We start from the raw sequence: 24,065 nt of genomic DNA on the forward strand, positions 1-24,065 counted from the left end.
GCTTTACATCATTTCGATTCATTTATCTGCTTTATACAAACTTAAAATTTTATGTAATTTTAAAAGTCGTTAATCTATTCTATTTTAGACCACTTCAGTAAATTGATGTAATCTAATTTCCAATTATTTTTACAATCAAACTTTTTCTTTGATTGGTGCAAAGGATCTTCTATGTTCATTAATAATTCCATGCTCGTCGATCGCTTTTAAATGTTCCTTTGTTCCATATCCCATATGCTTTTCAAATCCATAGTTTGGATGCTTTATACTAAGTTCGCACATTAAAGAATCTCTGGTTTCTTTTGCAAGTACAGATGCAGCTGCTATGCTGATACTTGTTGCATCGCCTTTAATGATTGATGTTTGAGAAATATCCAGCGGAAGTTTCATTGCATCAATTAATAAATGTTCAGGTGAATGAGTAAGTTGTTCGATCGCACGTCTCATCGCTAATTTAGTCGCTTCATAAATATTGATTTCATCTATTTCTGTTGAGCTGGCCATACCAACCCCATAAGTAATTGCCTCTTCCTTGATCCGCTTTACGAAATACTGTCGTTTTTCTTTAGATAATTTTTTGGAATCATCTAATCCAATTAGCTCAGTATTTTCCGCTAAAATTACTGCCGCTGCTACAACAGGACCAGCTAATGGACCTCTACCAACTTCATCTACTCCTGCAATTAACTTTATATTTTGGCTATAAAGATTCTGTTCATATTCCATCATTTTAAGGAATTTCTCCCTAGCTAAATCTCTTTTTTCTTGTTCTTTATACCATTTAGCTACTAGCTTTTGCACACCAATTCTTTGATCACTTTCAAATTCTTTTAAGAGTTCATTCGTTGGGTCAGTTAATTCACTTAGTATATTTTTTATTTCATCTATTTTCAGGGACATACTTTAGAACTCCTTTTTTACATACGTTTAAGTTTGAACCTTAAAATTTCATTAAAAAAGAAGAAAGTACGCTTATTCTTGCGCACTTTCTTCTACTATTTCATCAGTTACTTCAAGCATTGATGGATTTTCGAAAGTTAATCTTCCTAATTTCCCAGCTCTTAGCTCACGTAAAAATAAATCAGATGTTTTATCATAATCTATAATTCCACCTGACATAAGTAATCCACGCTTCTTACCAATATGATCAAAAATATCAACGACTTCTTCAGAAAATAAAACTTCCTCATTCATGTCATATCTTTCTTTTAATACAGTTGGATAAAACTTTCTTAAATATTTAATCGCATAAATCATTACTTCTTGTAGGTTAATGATACTATCTTTTATTGCTCCTGTAGTTGCTAAACGAAGACCTACAAGTTGATCTTCAAATTTAGGCCATAATATACCCGGTGTATCAAGTAGTTCAATTTCTTTCCCTACTTTTATCCATTGCTGTGCTTGCGTTACGCCAGGACGGTCACCAGTTTTAGCAATATTTTTTCGTGCGAGCTTATTGATTAAAGTTGATTTTCCAACATTCGGGATTCCAACAATTAACGCTCGAATTGCACGAGGTTTGATCCCTTTTGATCTCATTTTATCAAATTTCTCTTTTACAAGTATTTCACAGGAAGAAATAATCGCTTTTAACCCTTGTCCAGATGCTGCATCAATAGCAATTGCCATTACGCCTTGTTTTTCATAATGTGCTAACCATTGCTGAGTAATTCTTGGATCTGCTAAATCTGCTTTATTTAATAAAAGCAATCTTGGTTTATTTGAAATTATTTCATCGATCATTGGATTTCTAGAAGCAGCAGGTACCCTTGCATCCGCTAATTCAATTACAACATCAATTAATGAAAGTTTTTCAGTAACTTGTCTTCTAGCTTTTGCCATATGGCCAGGAAACCATTGTATCGTCATGTTGCCACCTTCTTATACATTGAATAATCAAGATTAATTTGGCTTTTATTTCGCCATTTCAACCTCAGATAACGGCCAAAAAACAAAACTTGCTCGGCCTAAAATTTCTTTTTGACTAACTGTTCCGATAATACGACTATCTTTACTTAATCGACGATTATCACCTAAAACGAATACTTGTCCTTTAGGTACAGTTTTTCTACCAGTAATCTCTTCTAACTTAAAGTCTTCAGTTAGAGGACCATCTGTCGTTTCTTTTTTATATTCGTTCAAATATGGTTCTTTATACGGTTTACCATTAACATATAGGACATCATTTTTATATTCTACCGTGTCACCAGGTAATCCAATAACTCGTTTAATATAATCTTTTTCCTTTGTAGCATGGAAGACTACAATATCAAAACGTCTAGGTTCATGTAGTTTGTATACGATCTTATTTACAATCATTCTACTTTGATCCTGTAGTGTTGGCATCATTGAGATCCCGTCAACTAAAACCGGTGTAAAAAGGAATGTTCGAATACCAAGTGCAAGTACAAGCGCAATAAAAATTGTTTTAACTAATTCCCAAATTCCACCACTATTGCTTTCTTTCAACCTAATCCCTCCATTTTATAACCATACGTTTTGCAGTTTTAACCAGTTAAGTTAATAACTTTATTTATGTATTCTATTTTACTTTTTATTATATCCATAATCTACAAATATTGGAAAAAAAGGAGCTTGTTTAATACAAGCTCCTTTCAAAAGACTATCGAAGTTCTTTAATTCTTGCTTTTTTACCAGTAAGTGCACGTAGGTAGTAAAGTTTAGCACGACGTACTTTACCGCGACGAACAACGTCTAATTTAGCAATTTTTGGAGTGTGAATTGGGAACGTACGTTCAACACCAACTCCGTAAGAAATTTTACGAACTGTGAAAGTTTCGCTAATTCCGCCACCACGACGTTTAATAACTACACCTTCGAATAATTGGATACGCTCACGAGTACCCTCAACAACTTTAACGTGAACTCGTACAGTATCACCAGGACGGAATGCTGGTAAGTCAGTTCTTAGTTGTTCTTTTGTAATTTCGTTGATTAAATTTTGCATAATGTATGCTCTCCTTTTCCAACCGATGCTCTTACAAGATTTAGTGACTCGCAGCGGAACACCGAGAATAAAGGCTTAAGTATTTACTCAAGCCACAAGTTATATTAACATATTCTATTAGTACACGCAACTAGTTTTCTTGTTTTAATTCTTCTTTTACTTGATCCATCCATTTTGACTCTTTTTCAGAAAGAGAGTAGTTTTCGAGTAAATCTGGACGGCGCGTTATCGTACGTTTAAAAGATTGTTTTGTTCGCCATTCTTCGATTTTCGCATGGTTTCCTGATAATAAAACATCTGGTACTTTATGTCCTCTAAATTCGGCAGGTCTCGTGTAATGCGGATGCTCTAATAATCCTGTACTAAATGAATCTTCAATTTTTGAAGTAGTATTACCAAGTACCCCAGGTAATAAACGAACAACGCTATCAGCAATGACCATAGCGCCAAGTTCTCCACCTGTTAATACATAATCTCCAATTGAGATTTCATCCGTCACTACATGTTCTCGAATTCGTTCATCATAGCCTTCATAATGTCCACAAACAAAGATTAAGTGTTCCTCTTTTGCAAGCTCTTCAGCTTTACGTTGATTAAATCGCTCTCCTTGAGGGCATAGAAGGACTACTCTCGGCTTATTTTCACTTTTTGATACTAATTCATCAACAGCATCAAAAATCGGCTGTGGAGCTAGTACCATACCAGCACCACCACCATATGGATAGTCATCAACATTCGAATGTTTATTCGTAGAGAAATCTCTAAAATTTACACAGCGAAACTTAACAGCCTCTTTTTCTTGTGCTTTTTTTAAAATAGAAGAATTTAAAACTCCTTCAAACATTTCTGGAAAAAGAGTTAAAAAGTCTAATTTCATCATAATAGACCTTCCATTAATTCGATTTTAATTTTTTTATTCACTACATCTATTTCTTTTACAATTTGCTCGATGTAAGGAATAAGGGCATCTTTTTGACCTTTCCTTTGAATAACCCAAACATCATTTGCACCTGGAGATAATATTTCTTTTATTTTTCCGATTTCTTCTCCATCAATTGTCTCAACAACACAACCAATAATTTCATGATAATAGTACTCATTTTTATCTAGCTCGTGTAATTGATCTTCAGTAATCTTTAAAATCCCATTTTTAAGTGGTTCAACGGAGTTTAAAGACTCATATCCTTCAAATGTAAGTAAATCAAAATTTTTATGTACACGGTGACTTGTTACGATTAATTCAATTGGTGTCGATTCGTTTTCTTTAAAGAAATATAATGTATTGCCTTTTACGTAACGTTTTTCTGGAAAATCAGTTCTTGAAATAACACGAACCTCTCCACGAACTCCATGTGTATTTACAATTTTTCCGACATTTAAATATTTTTTCATTCTTTTACCTCTATATTAAAGTTTCTATGTTCATTATTAGTTTGACCATTTAGATTGTATATATGTCTACATGAGACTTCAATGGTTAAACAGGTTGTCTAATACTAAGTATAGCATATCTTAAAGTCATTAAAGCAATCAAAAGCTACCTCTTGCTCAAACGACTTACCTCTATTCAAAAATAGGGACTACCACAATATATCGGGCTTTCCCGTAAATCTCTGTAATGTTGAAAACGGCCCTTAGCTATAGCCAAGGACCGTTTTACATTACTGAATATCTAAGTGAATACGTTTTGCGTGTTCATTACTTGCTGCATATACAACCGTACGAATCGCTTTAGCAATTTTACCATGTTTGCCAATCACTCTACCAGCATCTTCAGGATTTACCTGTAAATGAAAGAATAGATTGTTCTCATCTTCTTTAACTTGAAGTGAAATATCCTCTGGATGATCTACAAGACTTGAAACAATTGCATTTATGAGTGTATTCATCTTTTTTTCCATAATTACTTGCCGTTGCGAGCGTTGTGGAATTTCTCTAAGATACCAGCTTTAGAGAATAAGTTACGAACTGTATCAGATGGTTTAGCACCTGTTCCTAACCATTTTAATGCTGCTTCTTCGTTAATTTTGATTTCAGCTGGTTGAGCAACTGGATTGTAAGTTCCAATTTCCTCGATGAAACGTCCATCACGAGGAGAACGAGCGTCTGCTACTACTACACGGTAAAAAGGAGATTTTTTAGCTCCCATACGTTTTAAACGAATTTTAACTGCCATTTTTAAAGCACCTCCGAAAATATTTACAACGATTTATATATTATCAAAAACCAATACTGTTTGTAAAGTAAAATTTCTTAACAGCATAATTTTTTATTAAATGATGTTTAAATGCTGGAAAATTATACAAATAGGTTAGAATAAGCCCGGAAATTTAAAACCTTTCTTCTTCCCTTTTTGCATGCCACCCATCATTTTCATCATTTTTTTCATTTCTTCAAACTGTTTTAATAAACGGTTTATTTCTTGTACAGGGCGACCAGAACCTTTAGCTATTCGCTTTCTGCGACTTGAGTTAATAATATCTGGTGTAAGCTTTTCCTGCTTTGTCATCGATTGAATAATTGCCTCTACATGAGCGATTTGTTTATCGTCAATTTGCAGATCATTCAATCCTTTAATTTTGTTTGCACCTGGCATCATTTTTAAAATATCACCAAGTGGTCCCATTTTTTTAACTTGAGAAAGTTGGTCTAAGAAATCATCTAAAGTAAAAGATGCATTTCTTAATTTTTGTTCCATTTCTTTTGCTTTTTCTTGGTCTACGTTTTCTTGTGCTTTTTCAATTAAAGTAAGCACATCACCCATTCCTAGAATACGGGATGCCATTCGTTCTGGATGGAACGGCTCAATTGCATCTAGTTTTTCACCAAGTCCAACAAATTTAATTGGAGTATTTGTAACTGCACGAATTGATAATGCTGCACCACCACGAGTATCGCCATCAAGCTTCGTCAATACGACTCCAGTTAAACCTAATTGATCATTAAAGCTTTGTGCCACATTGACTGCATCTTGTCCAGTCATTGCATCAACAACTAGGAAGATTTCTTCGGGTTTTGAAAGTTCTTTAATTTGTGCAAGTTCTTCCATTAAACCTTCGTCAATATGTAAACGACCTGCAGTATCAATTAGGACATAGTCATGATGCTCATCCTTAGCATGTTGAATCGCTTGTTTCGCAATTTCAACCGGACTTACTTGATCTCCTAATGTAAATACTGGCAAATCTAATTGTTTACCTAATGTTTGAAGCTGTTTAATCGCGGCAGGACGGTAAATATCTGCTGCAACTAATAGCGGCTTACGATTGTACTTTTTTCGAAGTAAATTCGCTAATTTACCAGTCGTTGTTGTTTTACCAGCACCTTGTAAACCAACCATCATAATAACAGTCGGCGGGCGATTAGAAACAGCAATTTTACTTTGTTCTCCACCCATTAATGCCGTTAGTTCTTCTTGAACTACCTTTACAACATGTTGACCCGGCGTTAAGCTTTGTAATACTTCTTGTCCTACAGCTCGTTCAGAAACACGTTTCACAAAATCTTTAACAACTTTAAAGTTAACATCCGCCTCTAGTAAAGCAAGACGAACTTCTCTCATCATTTCCTTGACATCAGATTCAGATACTTTACCTTTGCCTCGAACCTTTTGTAATGTCTTTTGAAGTCGGTCGGCTAATCCTTCAAATGCCATAAAACCGTCCTCCTTATTATTCTAATTTCTCTAACGCGTCGATTACTCGAAGAAACTCGTCATCTACAACTTTACCTTTTTTAGTATAAGTTTTCAAATGATTTAAAAGTTCATTTCGTTGTTGAAATTTTTTTAGAAGTAATAATTTCTCTTCATATTCTTCTAACATCGCTTCAGTACGTTTTATATTATCATAAACCGCCTGTCTACTAATGTTAAACTCTTCCGCAATCTCACCTAAAGAATAGTCATCCAAGTAATATAATGACATATAGCTTTGTTGTTTAGGAGTTAAAAGAGAATGATAAAAATCATATAGATAATTGATTCTCATCGTCTTATCTAACATTGTATGATCTGCCACAACTATCACTCCTTTGTTAAGTGAATTGCCTTTACATATGCTAGTTTACCTAATACACAAATATCTGTCAAGTTTTTTACTTGACGATTAATTAAAATCAAAACAACAAAATTAAATTGAACTTTTATCCTAATTCTCTTAACGATAGCAAATTCGAAACTCACGTTATTTGTTAATTAATTTCCACTGTGGAGTGCAAGCTTTTTACGGGCCCTCCATGCGTTCATTCCATGGTCTTACTAATCTCGCTATTGGACATAATTTAAAAAAAGGTGGATATGTCTTTCAATATAAAACATATCCACGTCATTTCTTAATTTTTAAATTATGCTTCTTTATTCATTAAATCTCCAAATAGGCCATATACAAATTGTTCAGCTTGGAATGGTTGTAGGTCGTCCATTTGTTCTCCAAGGCCGACGAATTTAACAGGTACTTTTAGTTCGTTTCGGATTGCTAAAACAATACCACCTTTAGCCGTTCCATCTAGTTTCGTTAAGACGATACCAGAAACATTTGTAGCTTCGGAGAATGTTTTTGCTTGAACAAGACCATTTTGGCCGGTTGTTGCATCAATTACTAGTAAAACTTCATGTGGTGCATCAGGTACTTCTCTAGCAATGACATTACGTACTTTTTCAAGTTCTTTCATTAAGTTTACTTTATTTTGTAGGCGGCCTGCTGTGTCACAAAGTAAAACATCGACTTTACGAGCTTTTGCAGCTTGAACGGCATCATACATTACTGCAGCTGGATCTGATCCTTCACCTTGTTTAATTGTATCTACACCAACACGTTGACCCCATACTTCTAACTGTTCAATTGCTCCAGCTCTAAATGTGTCACCAGCAGCAAGTAGTACTTTTTTGCCTTCAGTTTTTAGTTTATGAGCGATTTTACCAATTGAAGTTGTTTTTCCTACTCCGTTAACACCAACGAATAAAACAACTGTTAAACCATCAGGATTTAAATTTAACTCAAATGAATCATCAGTTGAATCATCACCTTTATACAATTCAACTAATTTTTCTGAAATAACCTCTTGTACACCTTTTGGATCTTGAATATTTTTTCGCTTAACTTCAAATTTCAAGTCCTCTACTAATTCCATTACTGTGTTTACACCAACATCAGCCATAATTAGAATTTCTTCAAGTTCTTCAAAAAAATCTTCATCTACTTTACGGTATCTAGCAAATAAATCGTTTAACCCTTCTGTCAGGTTATTTCTAGATTTCTCTAATCCAGATTTAAATTTTTGAGTCACTGACTCCGTTTGCTTTGAGATTGTTTCTTTTAATTTCTTAAAAAAGCTCATAATTTCAATCCTTTCTAATTACCATTCGATAATAATGCTTCGCCTTCATCCAAACGAACTGATACTAGCGTAGAAACGCCATATTCTTGCATTGTAACACCGTATAATACATCACATTCTTCCATCGTACCTTTACGGTGTGTAATAACAATAAATTGAGTTTGCTCACTAAAATATTTTAAGAATTTTGCAAATCGAGCTACATTGGCCTCATCTAGTGCAGCTTCAACCTCATCAAGTACACAGAAAGGTACTGGACGTACTTGTAAAATTGCAAAAAGTAGTGCGATTGCCGTAAGTGCTCGTTCCCCTCCTGATAATAAGCCTAAATTTTGAAGCTTTTTACCTGGTGGCTGTGCAACAATATCCACACCTGTTAACAATAAATTTTCCTCATCTGTTAGAACTAAATCAGCTCTTCCTCCACCAAACAATTGAGTAAAGACGACTTGGAATTTTTCACGAATTGCACTAAAACTTGTTTCAAAACGTTTTGTCATTTCTTCATCCATCTCACTAATTACATTGTAAAGTGTGATTTTTGCTTCATTTAAATCAGTTCTTTGTTCTTGAAGAAAATCATGACGTTCTGACACACGATCATACTCATCGATTGCACCAATATTAACAGTACCTAATTCCTCAATTGAACGCTTTAATAGTTTAACTCGTTTCCTTGCATCATCAACTGTCATTTCTAGCGTATATTTCATTTTTGCCGCTTCATAAGTAGTCATATACTTTACACTTAGTTGTTCAAGACGATTTTCAAGCTCTACATCAAGTCGATTACTATTTACTTCTTGCTGTTTTAGTAAATCAGAGAGTGACTTATATTGACGCTGCTTTTCACGTAATGATTGAACATAATCTTCTAGCTCAGTTTGAAAAGCAATACGTTGCTCTCGGCGTTTCGAAATAATTTCCGTCGTCTTTGAAAATTCAATTCGAGTATCAGAAATTATTTTCTCGAGCTCTTCCTTACCATTTTCATTCGTCATAAGTTCACTTGATAAGAAGATTATTTTTTCCTTCGTTTCTTCAAGAATCTGTTTTTGTTTTATAGAATTTTCTTCAAACTGGCGAATTCTTTCATTACTATAACTTAACTTTTGCTCTTCTTGTGCTAGAGAAATTTTCAGACTAGTTAACTTCGATTGCAATTCATCTTTAATTTCCTTTTGATTTAGTTTCCGTTCAGTTAATTCATTGATCTTCTGTTCTTTTGAAATAATTTCATTTTTCACATTAGCATCTAACGATGATAATTCTTCTAGACGATCTTTAACCTTTAATAAATCACTTGCTGAACTTCCCATTTCTAAATCATAAATTGCTAAAGCATCGTTTATATTTTTTTCTTCAAATTCGATACTTTTTAGTTGCTCCATAATTGAAACAATTATTTGTTTAACCTTTTGAATATCATCATGTAACGTTTGAGCTTTAGTAGAACTTTCTAGATTTGTCACTTTAAGCGTTTGAACCTCATTCTCTAGCAAGTTCGTCTTTTCTTGCATATCCTTTAGCTTTATGGTGATTTCTTCTAATTCTCGCTGTCTTCCTATAAGTGAAGAATTCGTTGTTCGAACGGCTCCACCAGTCATCGCTCCACCAGGATTAACTACATCACCTTCAAGCGTGACAAAGCGATAGCGATGTCCAACGAGTTTAGCCAGTTCATTAGCACCTTTTAAATCTTGTGCGATTAAAACAGATCCAAGTAAGTTTTGGATCACTTGCTCATACTCGCTTGAATAACTAACAAGTGATGATGCAACCCCAATAAAGGAAGGATTTCTTTTTAATCCTTCAATAACATTAGCAGGTACAAAACGAGCTTTAACAATATTCATTGGTAAAAATGTAGCTCGGCCTAATCGTTGTTGCTTTAAAAATTGAATTGATTTTCTCGCATGTTCGTCATTTTCAACAACAATTTGTTGTGTAGCTGCACCTAGTGCAATTTCAATCGCAATTTCGTATTGTTTGTTTGTTGTAATTAGTTCAGCAATTGCACCTTTAATACCTACTAGTCTTGTGCCCCTTGCTTTCAAAATTTCTTTAACACCTTGATTAAAACCAGCAAAATCTTCTTGAAGTTCTTCAAGTGTTTCTTTTCTTGATTTTGTTTGCTGAATAAACTGATAAGCTTTATTTAGTAATTCTTCTTTTTCCTTTAAAACGGTTGAAGTTTCATCATGCTGCTTATTCAGGGTTTCAAATTTTTCATTTAACTCTTTAAATGTTATATCAAATTGTTCTTTCTCATTAAGCAATTCAGTTTTTCTACTCTGTAATTGCTCTCTTTGACGAATGTATTTTTCATTTTCTAAATCTAATCGACTCGATTTTACAGAATATTGTTGGCTTTGCTTTTCAAGCATCGTTTTTTCATTTTTAATCGATGCTTGATTATTTAAAAGCTCAATATAGTCAGATTTTATTAATTCGATCTGTTCTTCAATATCACCCTCATAAGATGTAATCTCATTTTGGATCTCAACAATAATTGTTTTTGTTTTGTTTACATTTTGACGAGAAAGTTTTTCTTGCTCTTTTTCCGCTTCGATTAATTTAGCCGTCTCGTTTATTTGTTCAGTAACTTCATCAACTTGTTTTCTTAATTGTTCAGATTGAGTTGAAGTATTTCTTTTTCGCTCCTTCATTAGCTCTTTCTGACCTTCATATTTTTCCAAGTTTTTCGTAACGGTTAATAAAACTTGCTGCAATTGATCGATTGATTCATCTAATGCATTTAATTTCTCTTGTATTTCGTGTTGTTTTGATTCTTCAGTCGAAATCTCAGTCGATAACGCAATCTCTAAATCAGAGTTTTGGGCAATTTCTAGTTTAAGCTCTTCCCATTTCTGGTGAAGCGATTCAATTTCGTATACTAAGAGAGCTGCTTCAACCTTTTCTAGCTCATCCCTATGTTCTATGTATTCTTTTGCAATTGAAGCTTGCATTCTTAATGGTTCAATTTGGGAACTTAATTCAAATAAAATATCATCAACTCGATTTAAGTTTTCTTGCGTTTCGAATAATTTTGCTTCTGCCTTTTTCTTTCGGTTTTTATATTTTAATACTCCTGCTGCTTCTTCAAAAATTCCTCTTCGTTCTTCTGGCTTACTGCTTAATATTTCTTCAACCTTCCCTTGAGAAATAATAGAGAATGCCTCTCTTCCAAGTCCAGAATCCATAAATAAATCAACAATATCTTTTAACCGACAAGATTGTTTATTAATATAAAAATCACTATCTCCAGAACGGTAAACACGTCTAGTTACACTTATTTCACTATACTCAAGTGGTAATTGTTGATCTTCATTGTCTAAAGTCAGCGTAACTTCTGCATAATTTAAAGGCTTTCTTCCGTCACTACCAGCAAAAATGATATCCTCCATCTTTGCTCCTCGTAATGATTTGACTGACTGTTCACCTAGTACCCATCTAATGGCATCTGTAATATTACTTTTACCACTTCCATTTGGTCCTACAACTGCTGTAACACCTTTTACAAAATCTATCGTAACTCGCTGAGCGAATGATTTAAATCCAATTATATCTAGTCGTTTGAGGAACAACTGAATTCCCCCTTTTTGATTTAATTATATACACAAAAACTCCCCCATAAAAGGGGGAGCAGACTGCCCGCCAAACGCTCGTTTTTTTCGTTGCTTCACCTGTCTAACGGTGCTCTTTACCGCCCATGGTAACTTAAGCACCTCACCAGGCTTCAACCCTCGAGAGTCAAGCGCTTGCAATCAGTCTAAAAATCAAGTTTGTTCGTTTAATTGACAAGTTTCTACTAGATTTTCTAGTTTATCTATTTACTTGACTCTTTTAATTTTAATAATGCTTCTTTAGCTGCTTGTTGCTCTGCTTCTTTTTTAGATCTACCACTACCGATTCCTAATGTTTCACCATTTAATAATACTTTTGAAACAAATTCTCGGTTATGAGCTGGTCCTTTTTCTTGAAGTATTTTATACTCAATTGAACCTGTGGAGTCTCTTTGTACAAACTCTTGTAATTGACTTTTAAAATCCATCACATGCGAAAAAGCACCATCGTTTATTTTTGGGAATATATGAAGAGATAAGAAGTTAATAACTGTTTGTAAACCTTGGTCCAAATATAATGATCCAATGAATGCTTCAAAAACATCCGCAAGTAGTGCTGGACGTGTTCGACCACCTGTCATCTCTTCTCCGCGACCAAGTAATATATATTGACCAAAATCTAATTCATTCGCAAATTTCACAAGTGATGGTTCACAAACGATTGCGGCACGTAATTTTGTTAACTCGCCTTCACTCATTGTAATATATTTTTGAAATAAATATTGTGAAACGGTAAGCTCTAAAACAGCATCCCCTAAATATTCTAATCTCTCATTATCTTCATATGGTTTTTTACGATGCTCATTCACATAGGATGAATGTGTAAACGCTTGAATTAGCAAGCTCTCATTATTAAACATAATATTTATTTGTTTTTGAAATTTTATAAAGTTTTCTTTTTCAACATCAGAAAGTTTAAATTCTCTTACTCTTCTTGAATGCGGCATATTTACCTCCAACTAAAAAGCAGTTTGATATGCTGCTAAACCTACTAGTCAAGAAAATGATGAGAAGTCCCGTATAAAATACGGGACTTTTCTCATTACATGTTGCTCTCTATGTAGTTCACAACATCACCAACTGTGACGATTTTTTCAGCATCTTCGTCAGAAATTTCTAATTCAAACTCATCTTCTAATTGCATTACTAATTCAACTACGTCTAATGAGTCTGCGTCTAAATCTTCTTTGAAACGGCTTGTAACTTGGATCTCAGATTCTTCTACACCTAAACGGTCAACAATAATCTTTGATACGCGCTCTAATACATCTTGCATTATTATTCACCTCCCCCCAAAGTTGTCTACTTATGCATTATACATAAAAATTTGGCAAACGCCAAACTAATTCATTACAAGTCCACCATCAACATTGATTGTTTGTCCAGTAATGTATCTACTTGCATCCATTGCTAAGAATACTACTGCATTTGCAATATCTTCTGGTTGACCAAAAGATTGCAATGGAATATTCGATAACATTTGTGTTCTGATTTGCTCATTTAATTCATTTGTCATATCAGTTTCAATAAATCCAGGTGCAATGGCATTAACTGTAATATTTCTAGAAGCTAATTCCTTTGCTGCTGTTTTTGTTAATCCTAATACGCCAGCTTTTGCAGCTACATAGTTCATTTGTCCTGGATTACCAATTTGTCCAACAACTGAACTAATATTAATGATGCGGCCATTACGTTGACGAGTCATAAACTTCGCTGCTGCTTTGATACAATTGAATACACCTTTTAAATTTGTATCAATTACATCATCCCAATCAGCATCTTTCATACGTAATAAAAGACCATCTCTTGTAATACCTGCATTGTTTACTAGTATATCAATACTACCAAATTCATCAACAGTATTTTTTACTAGTGCAGCAACTTCTTCACCGTTTGATACATTTGCTTTAAATGCAATCGCTTTAACTCCAAGAGCTGTAATTTCTTCTACAACTTTAAGAGCAGCCGCTTCATTCCCAGAATAATTAACAACTACATTCGCACCATTTTTTGCTAAAGATAATGCGATTGCTCGTCCGATACCTCGAGACCCACCTGTAACTAATGCAACTTTACCATTTAGCATGATTTAATTTCCTCCCATTCATTTAAAAATTGGTTTAATGTTTCAACATCATAAACATTTACTAATTTTGATGATGGAGAGATTGCTTTTACTAATCCTGTTAAAACTTTTCCAGGACCAATTTCAACGAATGTATCAACACCAAGGTCAACTAATTCTTGAATAGATTGGTTCCATTTTACCGGAGAATATAATTGATTAACTAATAATTCTTTAATTTCATTTGCATCTGTCACAACATTAGCAGTAACATTTGAAATTAATGGCGTTACACAATCATTTACATTTATTTTACCTAGCTCGTTTTGGAATTCTTCGCTTGCAGGTTTCATTAAAGATGAGTGGAATGGACCACTTACTTTTAAAGGTAATACACGTTTAGCTCCAGCTTCTTTTAGTAAACCAGAAGCAATTTGTACGCCTTCTGCATCACCAGTAATAACTACTTGTGTAGGAGAATTATAATTTGCAATACCTACAGAATGACCATTTTTATTCACTTCAGAAATAACTTCTTCAATTTTTTCTGGAGCTAAAAATAATACTGCTGCCATAGCACCTTGTCCTACTGGTACAGCTTGCTCCATTAATTGACCGCGTTTATGTACTAATCTAACACCGTCTTCAAACGAAATGCTATTTGCTGCTACAAGTGCTGTAAACTCACCTAAACTATGACCAGCGACAAAGTCTGGTTTAATTCCAGCTGATTTAATCTTCTCAAGCATAGCAATTGAAGTTGTTAAGATTGCTGGCTGTGCATGATATGTAGCAGTTAACTCTTCGTCCGTTCCATTGAAAATAATCTCAGAAAGACTAAAACCAATTTGTTCGTTAGCAGTTTCAAAAATTGATCCACATTCATTATAGCTCTCAGCTACATCTTTACCCATTCCAACTTTTTGTGATCCTTGTCCAGGAAAAATAAACGCCACTTTACCCATTGGAGTGACCCCCTTATGCATTTGATTCGATTTTCTCCATGTGATCACTTACTAGTTTTACAACATTATGTTCAACCATCGTTTGTGTTTGCTTAATTGCACTAAAAATCCCCATAGCATCAGAACTTCCATGAGCCTTAATAACAGGTGATTTTAAGCCAAATAACGCTGCTCCACCATACTCAGAGTAATCCATTTTCTTTTTAACACCTTTTAAGTTTGGTTTTAATACAGCTGCTGCAAGCTTTGATGTAAAATTAGTAAGCATCGCATCTTTAATTAATGAAAACATTGCAAGTGCAGTACCTTCAATCGCTTTTAAAGCTACATTTCCAGTATACCCGTCTGTAACTACTACATCTGCTACTGAGTTCATTAAGTCTCTAGCTTCTACATTTCCTATAAAATTCAAATTACTTTCTTTTAGTAACTGGAAAGTTTGTTTAGCAAGTTCATTACCTTTTTTATCTTCCGTACCGACATTTAGTAATCCTACAGTCGGATTATGTATACCTCTAACTTTTTCGGCATATACAGATCCCATTATTGCATATTGAAGTAAATGGTTTGCCTTTGCATCAACATTAGCACCTACATCGAGGAAAACAAAGCCCTTTCCATCTAAAGTAGGCATCGTAGGTGAAAGTGCAGGTCGTTCTACACCTTCCATTCGACCAACAACTAATAGTCCCGCTGTCATTAATGCGCCAGTATTTCCGGCAGAAATACATGCATCAGCATTACCTTCTTTTACTTGGTTTGCCATTAAGACCATAGAAGCATTCTTCTTTCTTCTAACTGCTCTAACTGGCTCTTCCGTTCCTTCAATTACTTCATCTGTATGGATAATCGTTATATTTTTATCATTCGTTAAGAATGGTTTAATTTTTGATTCATCACCAATTAAAGTAATATGTATATCATTCAATTTTTCAACTGCAAGCATCGCACCTTCTACGATGGTTTTTGGGGCATGATCTCCACCCATTGCATCGATAGCTAATTTCATCTTGTTCACTTCCTATTCTTCAATACTTCGGTGGTACATTTCGAACAAGCCATGGAATACATGTTCTTTTTCAACATAGCCATTGATATCAACTGTAGTACGCCTCGGATCTCCTTTTTGCGGTAAAACCTTTGCCTTCGCAATTACTCGATCATTTGTTTTTACTGGTTTAATAAAAACAAAATTGGATTTAGCTGTAAGAGCTAAATCATCATGAATAACTGCAACTGCTAAAGAATTAGCCTGGGCAAATAAGTGATGACCTCGGGCAATTCCATTTCTACTAAAAGTATGCTCTTCCTTAACGTCAAATATAGAAATGGCACTTTCGTTTAAATGAATATCAATAACTTCACCGATTATTTCATCTACTGGTAGTGATTTTACATCTTCTAATTGCTGAGTGGCAACATTTTTGATGCGCTCCCTTAATTCAGGAATTGATAATTCAAGACGATCAAGACGAATAGTTTGTATGCTCACAGATAATTGATTAGCTAAATCTTCATCTGTAATAAACGGATTTTCTTTTATAATTTTTTTTAACAATTCATGACGATCTTTTTTATTTCTTCTCATATTACATACCTCAACTACTAATTTGTGACCAGGTATTAAATACAGTTTATATTAAAAATACACGTATTACAATAGTTTTTTGACAAACTTTTAATACCTAGTACTAATCTAATTTTTCTGAATTAAATATTCCCGTTCTGTCTAAGTACATTCTTAATCCTTGATATTCATTAGCTTTCCAAAATACATCTGAATTAACAAGTAATGTTGCATCATTTCGCGCAACTTCTAATGCACGATAGTCATGTACCATATCAGCCATTTTAAATTCAGGCACACCACTTTGTTGTTTTCCAAAGAAATCTCCTGGTCCTCTAAGTTCTAAATCCTTTTCACTTAACTCAAAACCATCGTTTGTTTCTGTCATGATTGTTAATCTTTCTTTTCCTACTTCACTTTTTGGATCGCCAACTAAAATACAATACGATTGTTCTGAACCTCGTCCAACTCGACCTCTTAGCTGATGTAATTGTGAAAGTCCAAAGCGATCTGCATCATAAATAACCATCACAGTTGCATTCGGTACATTTACACCTACTTCAACAACTGTAGTTGATACTAATATTTGAACATCATTAGCAGCGAATGCCTTCATCACGTCATCCTTCTCTGATGAAGAAAGCTTTCCATGCATCAATCCAACCTTCGCCATATTTTGATAATGAAAAGTTAGAACACTATGTAAATCTAATGCATTCTGAAGGTCTAATTTCTCTGACTCCTCGATCAGTGGACAGATAAGATATGCTTGTCGTCCATTTTTGATTTCTTTACCAATAAAATCTAAAACGCGATCAAACATTTCTTGTTTTACCCAATACGTTTCTATTTTTTTACGACCAGCCGGATATTCATCAATGATCGATACATCCATTTCACCAAAAGCTGTTATTGCTAAAGTTCTTGGGATTGGAGTTGCTGTCATAAATAAAACATCTGGGAAATAACCTTTTTCTCTTAAAACTCTTCGTTGACCAACACCAAATCGATGTTGTTCATCTGTTATTACAATGCCTAATTTATTAAATTGAACCTCATCTTGAATTAAAGCATGGGTACCGACTAAAATATGTACCTCACCGTTTTTTAGTCGTTCTAGTATTTCACGACGCTTTTTACCTTTTACAGAACTTGTAAGAAGTTCAACATTAACTTCAGTATGTTGTAACATTTTTGCTAATGATTCAAAATGTTGCTCAGCTAATATTTCTGTAGGGACCATTAATGCCCCTTGATAACCATTAAGTGTACATGCATATAATGCAATTGTAGCGACAACGGTTTTTCCCGATCCAACATCACCTTGTAATAAGCGATTCATTCGATAAGGACTTTCTAAATCTGTGAATATTTCTTGTACAACTCTATTCTGAGCTGATGTCAGAGGAAATGGTAAGGATTGGATTAATTGTTGAATTTTTTCAATGTTTAATGTTTTAGGGATACCTTTTGATTGATTACGCTGAATTTTTCGAAGTGCTTGCATTTTTAGTTGAAAAAGAAAAAACTCTTCATAAACAAAGCTTCTTCTAGCTTGTTTTAAACTATTCGCATCAATTGGGTGATGAAGTAATCTCAATGTTTCTGAACGATTTAAAAGTTTATATTTTTGAATTAGTTCGTTTGGCACTAAGTCATTTATTAAATGTCCATATTTTTTAAAAGACTGCTCAACAAATTTACGCATTGTTTTTACAGACATTTTCCCCTTAATTGAATAGACAGGCTCAATTTCTTGACTATTCGTACGAGAACCAAATACAAGGTCTGATAAGGAAATGGTTTGTTTATGTTGATCCCACTTGCCAGAAACAGTTACATGCTCATTTAAATTTAACTTTGTTTTAAAATACGGTCGATTAAAACAAATAACAGTAATTAAGTATCGATCAACTAAAAGTCGAAATGTTAATCGTGATTTATTTTTGCCAAAATATTGAAGAAGAGGAGCGCTATGAACAATCCCCTCGACAGTCACGCGCTCTTCATGCTTCACTTCTGATAAATCCTTATTTCGAAAATCCTCATATCGATACGGTAAATATTCGATTAAGTCATTTATAGTAAAAATACCCATATCATTTAATAGTGTTTCGGTTTCCTCGCCGACACCACTTAATACAGATACTTTTTGTTCAAGTTCAATACTCACTATTTTTTTAGCGAAACACCAAATATTTTTGCTTCCAATTCACGTCCTGTTGGCGTAGCCGCTAGTCCTCCTTCTGCAGTTTCTCTTAGCGCAGATGGCATTGTTTGTCCAATTCGATACATAGCATCAATTACTTCGTCACATGGAATTCGACTTGTAATACCTGCTAATGCCATATCTGCTGCTACCATTGCGTTAGCAGCACCCATTGCATTTCGCTTAACACATGGTACTTCTACTAAACCTGCAACCGGGTCACATACTAAACCAAGCATATTTTTTAATGTAATAGCAAATGCTTCAGCACTTTGACTCGGAGTACCACCAGCCATTTCAACGATCGCAGCTGCTGCCATACCACTTGCAGAGCCTACTTCCGCTTGACAGCCACCTGCAGCACCTGAAATTGACGCATTATTAGCTACAACAAAACCGAAAGCACCTGATGCAAATAGGAATTCAATCATTTGCATTCGAGTAGGATTTAATTTCTCTTTTACAGCAAAAAGAGTTCCAGGAACTACCCCAGCTGAACCAGCTGTAGGAGTTGCACAAATCGTACCCATTGCAGCATTAACTTCATTTGTCGCAACCGCTTTACTAACAGCATCTAAAAGTAAATGACCTGAAAGCGAATTACCTTTTGCAATGTAATTTTGAAGTAATACAGCGTCTCCTCCTGTTAAACCAGTTGGCGAGTGAACACCTGCAAGACCTCTTTCAACTGCCTTTTCCATAACAACAAGATTTTGCTCCATTTTACCGATAATCTCTTCACGGCTTCTTCCTGTAAACAACATCTCTTGTTGAATCATTATTTCTGAAATTTTAACATTTTTTGATTCAGCTAACTCAACTAATTCAGCAACATTTTTAAACATTTAAGTTCCCCCTCTCCTTAATCAACCATTTTCGTAACGCGAATGATATGTGGTAAAGATTCAATTTCTTTAATAATTTTTTCATCTAGATCTTGGTCGACCTCAATTGCCATCAATGCAATTTGTCCGACTTCTTTACGCGATACTTCCATATGGCCAATATTTACAGCATATTTCATTAGGACATTTGTTACACCAGCAATTGAACCAAAACGGTCATTATGAACAACAAGGATTGCAGGGTAATTACCCGAAAGTTTGAGTTCAAATCCATTTAATTCAATAATTTCAATTTTCCCACCACCGATTGAAATTCCCACTAATTCAAATGGTTGGTCATCATCTAGAATAGAAATTTTCACTGTATTTGGATGCTCCGTTACTGCATCTTCTTCAATGAAATCAATTGACATGCCTTTTTCTTGTGCAATATTTAATGATTCTGGAATACGCTCATCAAATGTATCAAAATCCAATAATCCACCGATAAGCGCAACATCTGTACCATGTCCACGATATGTTTTAGCAAATGAACCATATAATGAAATCAAAATCTTTTTTGGTTCTTTTCCATAAAGATTTCTTGCTACACGACCAATTTTAGCCGCTCCCGCTGTATGTGAACTAGATGGACCAATCATAATTGGACCAATTATGTCAAAAACACTTTTATATTTCATCACGTTTCCCCCAATACGTTATTGTAAAAGCGTATTTTATTTAGTTTTTGTTTTGTTAGAACAAATCATTTATATAAAAAGTTGGTATTATGGACAAAACAATGTCCACCTTATAGTGTAATACGAAATTCTACAGAGTTCTACGTTATTTTACATTAGTCTTTAAATAAATTACAAAAAAAAAAGAAGAAGTGGATCACACTTCCTCTTTTATCTTACTATATTTTATCTTATTCAATCGAAAAAATATATGAATATAAAGGCTGATTTCCGTTATGAACTTCAACTTCTAAGTGATCAAAGCTCTCTTCGGCAAATTCAACTAATTTTGAAATTTCTTCATCTGAAACTTCTTGACCATATAAGATTGTTAATATTTCAGAATCTTCATCAATCATATTTTGTAATAATTTTTTTGCAGCATCTAATTGATTTGCATCTGTTGTAACAATTTTACTTTCAAGGATTCCCATGAAATGATCTTTTGTTATTTCTACACCATCAATTTCAGTATCTCGAACCGCATAAGTTATTTGCCCTGTTTTAACTGTCTTTAATGCATCTTGCATTCCTGATTTATTTTCATCTAATGATGCTGTAGGATTAAATGATAATAAAGCTGACATACCTTGAGGTACTGTTTTAGACGTAACAACTGCTACATTACATTCTGCAACAGATGCAGCTTGCTCGGCAGCCATCACGATGTTTCCGTTGTTAGGAAGTACAATAACATTTTCTGCGTTGCATTGTTCAATCGCTTTTACGATGTCTTCTGTACTAGGATTCATTGTTTGACCGCCTTCAATAACAACAGTGGCCCCAATACTTTCAAATAATGCCTTAATTCCTGATCCCATAGCTACCGTAACGATACCAAATTCTTGTTTTTCAGTAGATTGTGTAGACTCATTTTTAGAAGGAGATTCATTTGAAACCTCTTCATGTAGTAAGTTAGTATGTTGTTCGCGCATATTTTCAGCTTTTAGTTTTAAAAAGCTTCCAAATCGTTGACCTAAATTAAATACTTCCCCGGGGTACTCAGCGTGAATATGAACTTTTACAATTTCATCATCAGCAACTACTAATAAAGAATCACCCCATGCACTTAGCTCTTTACGGAAAGTGTCTATGTCAAAAGGATGTTTATTTAATTTATCTTTTTCAAATCGCACCATAAATTCAGTACAGTATCCATAAACTATGTCTTCAGTATTTAACATACTTTGTACATTTCGATGTTCTGCTTCAACAAGTTCCTCAAGTGAAAGAGTCGCTTCAGCACCTTCTAGGGAAATTTCTTCACCTTTTAATGATGCTAAGAATCCTTCATAGACCAGTACTAAACCTTGACCTCCGCTATCGACTACACCTACTTGTTTTAACACAGGCAGTAAGTCTGGGGTACGGTTTAAAGATGCATTTGCTTCAATAATTGTTTCCTCAAGAAAAGGAATAAATTCTTCATGTGTTTTTGCTATGACAACTGCTTTTTTTGCTGTTTCTCTTGCAACTGTTAAGATTGTTCCTTCAATAGGCTTCATAACAGCTTTATAAGCAGTTTCTACCCCTGCTTCTAATGCTAAAGCAAAATCAATTGTTGAAATTGTATCCTTTGTTTCAATTGATTTAGAAAAACCTCTAAATAATTGAGAAAGAATTACACCAGAATTTCCACGCGCCCCCATCAATAAGCCCTTTGCAAAGCTTTGACCAACTTTCCCTACATGACTATTTGGTTTTTCTTTTACTTCCTTTGATCCAGAAGTAATAGAAAGATTCATATTTGTTCCTGTATCACCATCTGGTACTGGGAATACATTTAATGAATCTACAAATTTTACATTTTTCGTTAAGTTATTTGCACCTTGAATCACCATATCTGCAAATAATTTACCGTCAATACGTTTTATCGACACAAATTCTCCTCCTTAATGCGTCTTTACAGGTTAGCTACTTTCACACCTTGAACAAAAATATTAACAGAGTCAACCGACAAGCCTAATGTTTGATCAAGAGTATACTTCACTTTATTTTGTACGTTATTAGCAACTTCAGAAATCTTCGTACCATAGCTTACAATTATGTACATATCGATATTAACGTCCTCACCTACTTGGCGAACAATAACACCTTTTGTAAAGTTATCTTTTTTTAGGATTTCTGTAAGACCATCCTTAATTTGTTTCTTAGAAGCCATTCCAACAATACCGTAACAATCAATGGCAGCTCCACCAGCAATTGTAGCGATCACATCTGTACCAATCTCGATTGTTCCATATTGAGTTTTCATTTCTAATGACATAATTTGGTCCCCCTTATTGGATAATCCAAGTATAGTTAGTTATACTACTTACTTATTATTGTATACCTTTTTCCAAAATAATTCTATTGACTCACTACTATTATTAGCATTTCAATAATATTCATGGTTAATTATAGCAAATACAATTTTTAATGAATTTCTTTTAAGGTAAGTCTAAGGTCCCTCTTTAATATTAAGTATATCATACATTTCGATGTCAAGGTTTTTTTCTTGAACAACTTGCCAATAACTGTTGCATTAAGCAGAGCGGTATGATAAATTATAGTAGTGTTTGAATGAAAATAATCATTGAAATGTTATTCCGTTTTTTGTTAGGAGGGAAATAGATGGCTCGTGTTTGTGTAATCACAGGAAGAAAGTCTCGTTCTGGTAACAGTCGCTCTCACGCTATGAATGCTTCAAAACGTACTTGGGGTGCTAACCTTCAAAAAGTTCGTATTTTAGTAAACGGTAAACCAAAGCGTGTTTACGTTTCAGCGAGAGCATTAAAATCAGGTAAAATTGAGCGCGTTTAATTGATTAACGTACTAAAAAGCATAGCGATTCGCTATGCTTTTTTACTTTTTTTATGATACCTGTTGCCTCTAACCAAAAAACCCTACTCCAACTAAAGCTAAGCGTCTTTTTTAAATGTACTCAGCATGGCACGAACAAGTCCGCCAAGAAATTTAGGTAATTTAATCGTATAAAATCTCATGCTTTCCCTCCTACAAGCTTTCTAGCATTTTTAAGGAAAAGATTAATCCTATTACATTCTACTTGCGATGAGCGAAAACTATGACATGAAATTGTTAATCTTTGCTCCTTACTACTAATGCTATGCCTTCGCTAAATGAAATAGACCCTTCACTCTCTAGCAGTTCATTGCTTACACATAGTGATGATCCAATCTCCAATAAATGATTAGTTAGTGGGTATTTAAAGCCCTTTAACGTTAAATTTTCTACTTTAGCACCTAATGAGAAAAAGGATACGTATTTAAAATGCTGCAGTTTACGAATGAAATGGGTACCTTCCAGAATCACATATATTTCGTTATATTGATCAACGATCTTTATAGGAACACCAGAATTCATAAATTTTATTAATAATGTAATACTGCCAAACTCATGATCTAAACGTTTTCCGGTTACACAATGGATAAAAATCTTTTCTGGTTTTTGTTTAATTGCCCATTGGATAGCAAGTTCTAAATCTGTTTCATCTTTTTCAGGAGGGTAAATAAAAACATTTGGGACAAGCCTTTTAATCTTTTCTAAATTTTCATCGCTTAATGAATCAAAATCACCGAATATTGCCTCTGGAATTAATCCTTCTTCAATTAAGTAATGAGCTCCATTATCTACGCCAATCAGTAACTGGTTTTCGTCTTTTTGAGTAATTTCAGTAATTGTATTCGATTTCGGTCCTGCACCTACAATATGTATAATCAACTTTTTTTCCACCTTTAAAAAAATGCAATCGAATGTCGATT

General features: G+C 34.1%; 26 protein-coding genes. 1 reads left to right on the top strand and 25 read right to left on the bottom strand.

Annotated features, from left to right (window positions below):
* Window positions 1-135: 135 nt before the first annotated feature.
* The 23 genes from CN514_RS01750 to CN514_RS01860 all read right to left on the bottom strand — a co-directional run bounded on the left by CN514_RS01750 (window position 136) and on the right by CN514_RS01860 (window position 22,570).
* Window positions 136-900: a ribonuclease HII gene (locus CN514_RS01750; RefSeq protein ID WP_098231108.1), complete on the bottom strand. Its 765-nt coding sequence runs from the start codon at window positions 898-900 to the stop codon at window positions 136-138.
* 72 nt (window positions 901-972) lie between these two features.
* On the bottom strand, window positions 973-1,872 hold the full coding sequence (ylqF, locus tag CN514_RS01755; protein WP_098231109.1) for a ribosome biogenesis GTPase YlqF: 900 nt from the start codon (window positions 1,870-1,872) through the stop codon (window positions 973-975).
* Window positions 1,873-1,917: 45 nt separating this feature from the next.
* Entirely contained in the window at window positions 1,918-2,472 is a 555-nt protein-coding gene (lepB, locus tag CN514_RS01760; RefSeq protein WP_025569027.1) for a signal peptidase I, read from the bottom strand.
* A 154-nt stretch (window positions 2,473-2,626) separates the two neighbouring features.
* Complete coding sequence (rplS, locus tag CN514_RS01765) at window positions 2,627-2,971, bottom strand: 50S ribosomal protein L19 (protein ID WP_025569026.1); 345 nt, start codon at window positions 2,969-2,971, stop codon at window positions 2,627-2,629.
* Between the two features lie 130 nt (window positions 2,972-3,101).
* Window positions 3,102-3,848, bottom strand: a complete 747-nt coding sequence (trmD, locus tag CN514_RS01770) for a tRNA (guanosine(37)-N1)-methyltransferase TrmD (RefSeq protein ID WP_098231137.1) — start codon at window positions 3,846-3,848, stop codon at window positions 3,102-3,104.
* Entirely contained in the window at window positions 3,848-4,363 is a 516-nt protein-coding gene (gene rimM / locus CN514_RS01775; RefSeq protein WP_098231110.1) for a ribosome maturation factor RimM, read from the bottom strand. The genes trmD and rimM overlap by 1 nt, the downstream gene beginning before the upstream one ends.
* A gap of 269 nt (window positions 4,364-4,632) precedes the next feature.
* Window positions 4,633-4,860, bottom strand: a complete 228-nt coding sequence (locus CN514_RS01780; RefSeq protein WP_025569023.1) for a KH domain-containing protein — start codon at window positions 4,858-4,860, stop codon at window positions 4,633-4,635.
* 14 nt (window positions 4,861-4,874) lie between these two features.
* On the bottom strand, window positions 4,875-5,147 hold the full coding sequence (rpsP, locus tag CN514_RS01785) for a 30S ribosomal protein S16 (RefSeq protein ID WP_025569022.1): 273 nt from the start codon (window positions 5,145-5,147) through the stop codon (window positions 4,875-4,877).
* Window positions 5,148-5,282: 135 nt separating this feature from the next.
* Window positions 5,283-6,626: a signal recognition particle protein gene (gene ffh, locus CN514_RS01790; protein ID WP_098231111.1), complete on the bottom strand. Its 1,344-nt coding sequence runs from the start codon at window positions 6,624-6,626 to the stop codon at window positions 5,283-5,285.
* A 16-nt stretch (window positions 6,627-6,642) separates the two neighbouring features.
* Window positions 6,643-6,975 carry a putative DNA-binding protein gene (locus CN514_RS01795; RefSeq protein ID WP_098231138.1) on the bottom strand — a complete coding sequence of 111 codons (333 nt, stop codon included), beginning with the start codon at window positions 6,973-6,975 and terminating at the stop codon, window positions 6,643-6,645.
* Window positions 6,976-7,315: 340 nt separating this feature from the next.
* Window positions 7,316-8,308 carry a signal recognition particle-docking protein FtsY gene (gene ftsY / locus CN514_RS01800; RefSeq protein WP_098231112.1) on the bottom strand — a complete coding sequence of 331 codons (993 nt, stop codon included), beginning with the start codon at window positions 8,306-8,308 and terminating at the stop codon, window positions 7,316-7,318.
* Window positions 8,309-8,322: 14 nt separating this feature from the next.
* Window positions 8,323-11,895 (bottom strand): chromosome segregation protein SMC, encoded by a 3,573-nt coding sequence (smc, locus tag CN514_RS01805; protein WP_098231113.1) that lies wholly within the window; start codon window positions 11,893-11,895, stop codon window positions 8,323-8,325.
* Between the two features lie 242 nt (window positions 11,896-12,137).
* Window positions 12,138-12,881, bottom strand: a complete 744-nt coding sequence (gene rnc, locus CN514_RS01810) for a ribonuclease III (protein ID WP_098231114.1) — start codon at window positions 12,879-12,881, stop codon at window positions 12,138-12,140.
* 95 nt (window positions 12,882-12,976) lie between these two features.
* Window positions 12,977-13,210, bottom strand: coding sequence for an acyl carrier protein (acpP, locus tag CN514_RS01815; protein ID WP_088012963.1), 234 nt, complete (start codon window positions 13,208-13,210; stop codon window positions 12,977-12,979).
* Window positions 13,211-13,276: 66 nt separating this feature from the next.
* Complete coding sequence (fabG, locus tag CN514_RS01820) at window positions 13,277-14,020, bottom strand: 3-oxoacyl-[acyl-carrier-protein] reductase (RefSeq protein ID WP_098231115.1); 744 nt, start codon at window positions 14,018-14,020, stop codon at window positions 13,277-13,279.
* Window positions 14,014-14,964 (bottom strand): ACP S-malonyltransferase, encoded by a 951-nt coding sequence (gene fabD, locus CN514_RS01825; protein ID WP_098231116.1) that lies wholly within the window; start codon window positions 14,962-14,964, stop codon window positions 14,014-14,016. The genes fabG and fabD overlap by 7 nt, the downstream gene beginning before the upstream one ends.
* Before the next feature lie 13 nt (window positions 14,965-14,977).
* Entirely contained in the window at window positions 14,978-15,973 is a 996-nt protein-coding gene (gene plsX, locus CN514_RS01830) for a phosphate acyltransferase PlsX (protein WP_098231117.1), read from the bottom strand.
* A gap of 12 nt (window positions 15,974-15,985) precedes the next feature.
* Window positions 15,986-16,552 (bottom strand): transcription factor FapR, encoded by a 567-nt coding sequence (gene fapR, locus CN514_RS01835; protein WP_097975511.1) that lies wholly within the window; start codon window positions 16,550-16,552, stop codon window positions 15,986-15,988.
* Window positions 16,553-16,655: 103 nt separating this feature from the next.
* The gene (recG, locus tag CN514_RS01840; protein WP_098231118.1) at window positions 16,656-18,704 is read right to left on the bottom strand and encodes an ATP-dependent DNA helicase RecG; all 2,049 of its coding nucleotides are present in this window, start codon (window positions 18,702-18,704) and stop codon (window positions 16,656-16,658) included.
* The gene (gene sdaAA, locus CN514_RS01845; RefSeq protein ID WP_088012973.1) at window positions 18,704-19,585 is read right to left on the bottom strand and encodes an L-serine ammonia-lyase, iron-sulfur-dependent, subunit alpha; all 882 of its coding nucleotides are present in this window, start codon (window positions 19,583-19,585) and stop codon (window positions 18,704-18,706) included. The genes recG and sdaAA overlap by 1 nt, the downstream gene beginning before the upstream one ends.
* A 17-nt stretch (window positions 19,586-19,602) precedes the next feature.
* Complete coding sequence (gene sdaAB / locus CN514_RS01850) at window positions 19,603-20,265, bottom strand: L-serine ammonia-lyase, iron-sulfur-dependent subunit beta (protein WP_098231119.1); 663 nt, start codon at window positions 20,263-20,265, stop codon at window positions 19,603-19,605.
* Window positions 20,266-20,495: 230 nt separating this feature from the next.
* Window positions 20,496-22,184 (bottom strand): DAK2 domain-containing protein, encoded by a 1,689-nt coding sequence (locus tag CN514_RS01855; RefSeq protein ID WP_098231120.1) that lies wholly within the window; start codon window positions 22,182-22,184, stop codon window positions 20,496-20,498.
* Window positions 22,185-22,207: 23 nt separating this feature from the next.
* A complete protein-coding gene (locus CN514_RS01860) occupies window positions 22,208-22,570 on the bottom strand; it encodes an Asp23/Gls24 family envelope stress response protein (RefSeq protein ID WP_088012978.1) in 363 nt (120 codons plus the stop codon).
* A 347-nt stretch (window positions 22,571-22,917) separates the two neighbouring features.
* Here CN514_RS01860 and rpmB point away from each other — a divergent pair, with 347 nt between their 5' ends.
* Window positions 22,918-23,106 carry a 50S ribosomal protein L28 gene (gene rpmB / locus CN514_RS01865; RefSeq protein WP_025568947.1) on the top strand — a complete coding sequence of 63 codons (189 nt, stop codon included), beginning with the start codon at window positions 22,918-22,920 and terminating at the stop codon, window positions 23,104-23,106.
* Window positions 23,107-23,204: 98 nt separating this feature from the next.
* Here rpmB and spoVM read toward each other — a convergent pair whose 3' ends face one another.
* Both spoVM and CN514_RS01875 read right to left on the bottom strand, forming a co-directional pair.
* Window positions 23,205-23,288: a stage V sporulation protein SpoVM gene (gene spoVM, locus CN514_RS01870; RefSeq protein WP_056470930.1), complete on the bottom strand. Its 84-nt coding sequence runs from the start codon at window positions 23,286-23,288 to the stop codon at window positions 23,205-23,207.
* A gap of 94 nt (window positions 23,289-23,382) precedes the next feature.
* Window positions 23,383-24,024: a thiamine diphosphokinase gene (locus CN514_RS01875; protein WP_176525758.1), complete on the bottom strand. Its 642-nt coding sequence runs from the start codon at window positions 24,022-24,024 to the stop codon at window positions 23,383-23,385.
* Between the last annotated feature and the right edge of the window lie 41 nt (window positions 24,025-24,065).

Source organism: Bacillus sp. AFS001701 (assembly GCF_002559405.1).
Classification (GTDB): Bacteria; Bacillota; Bacilli; order Bacillales; family Bacillaceae_G; genus Gottfriedia.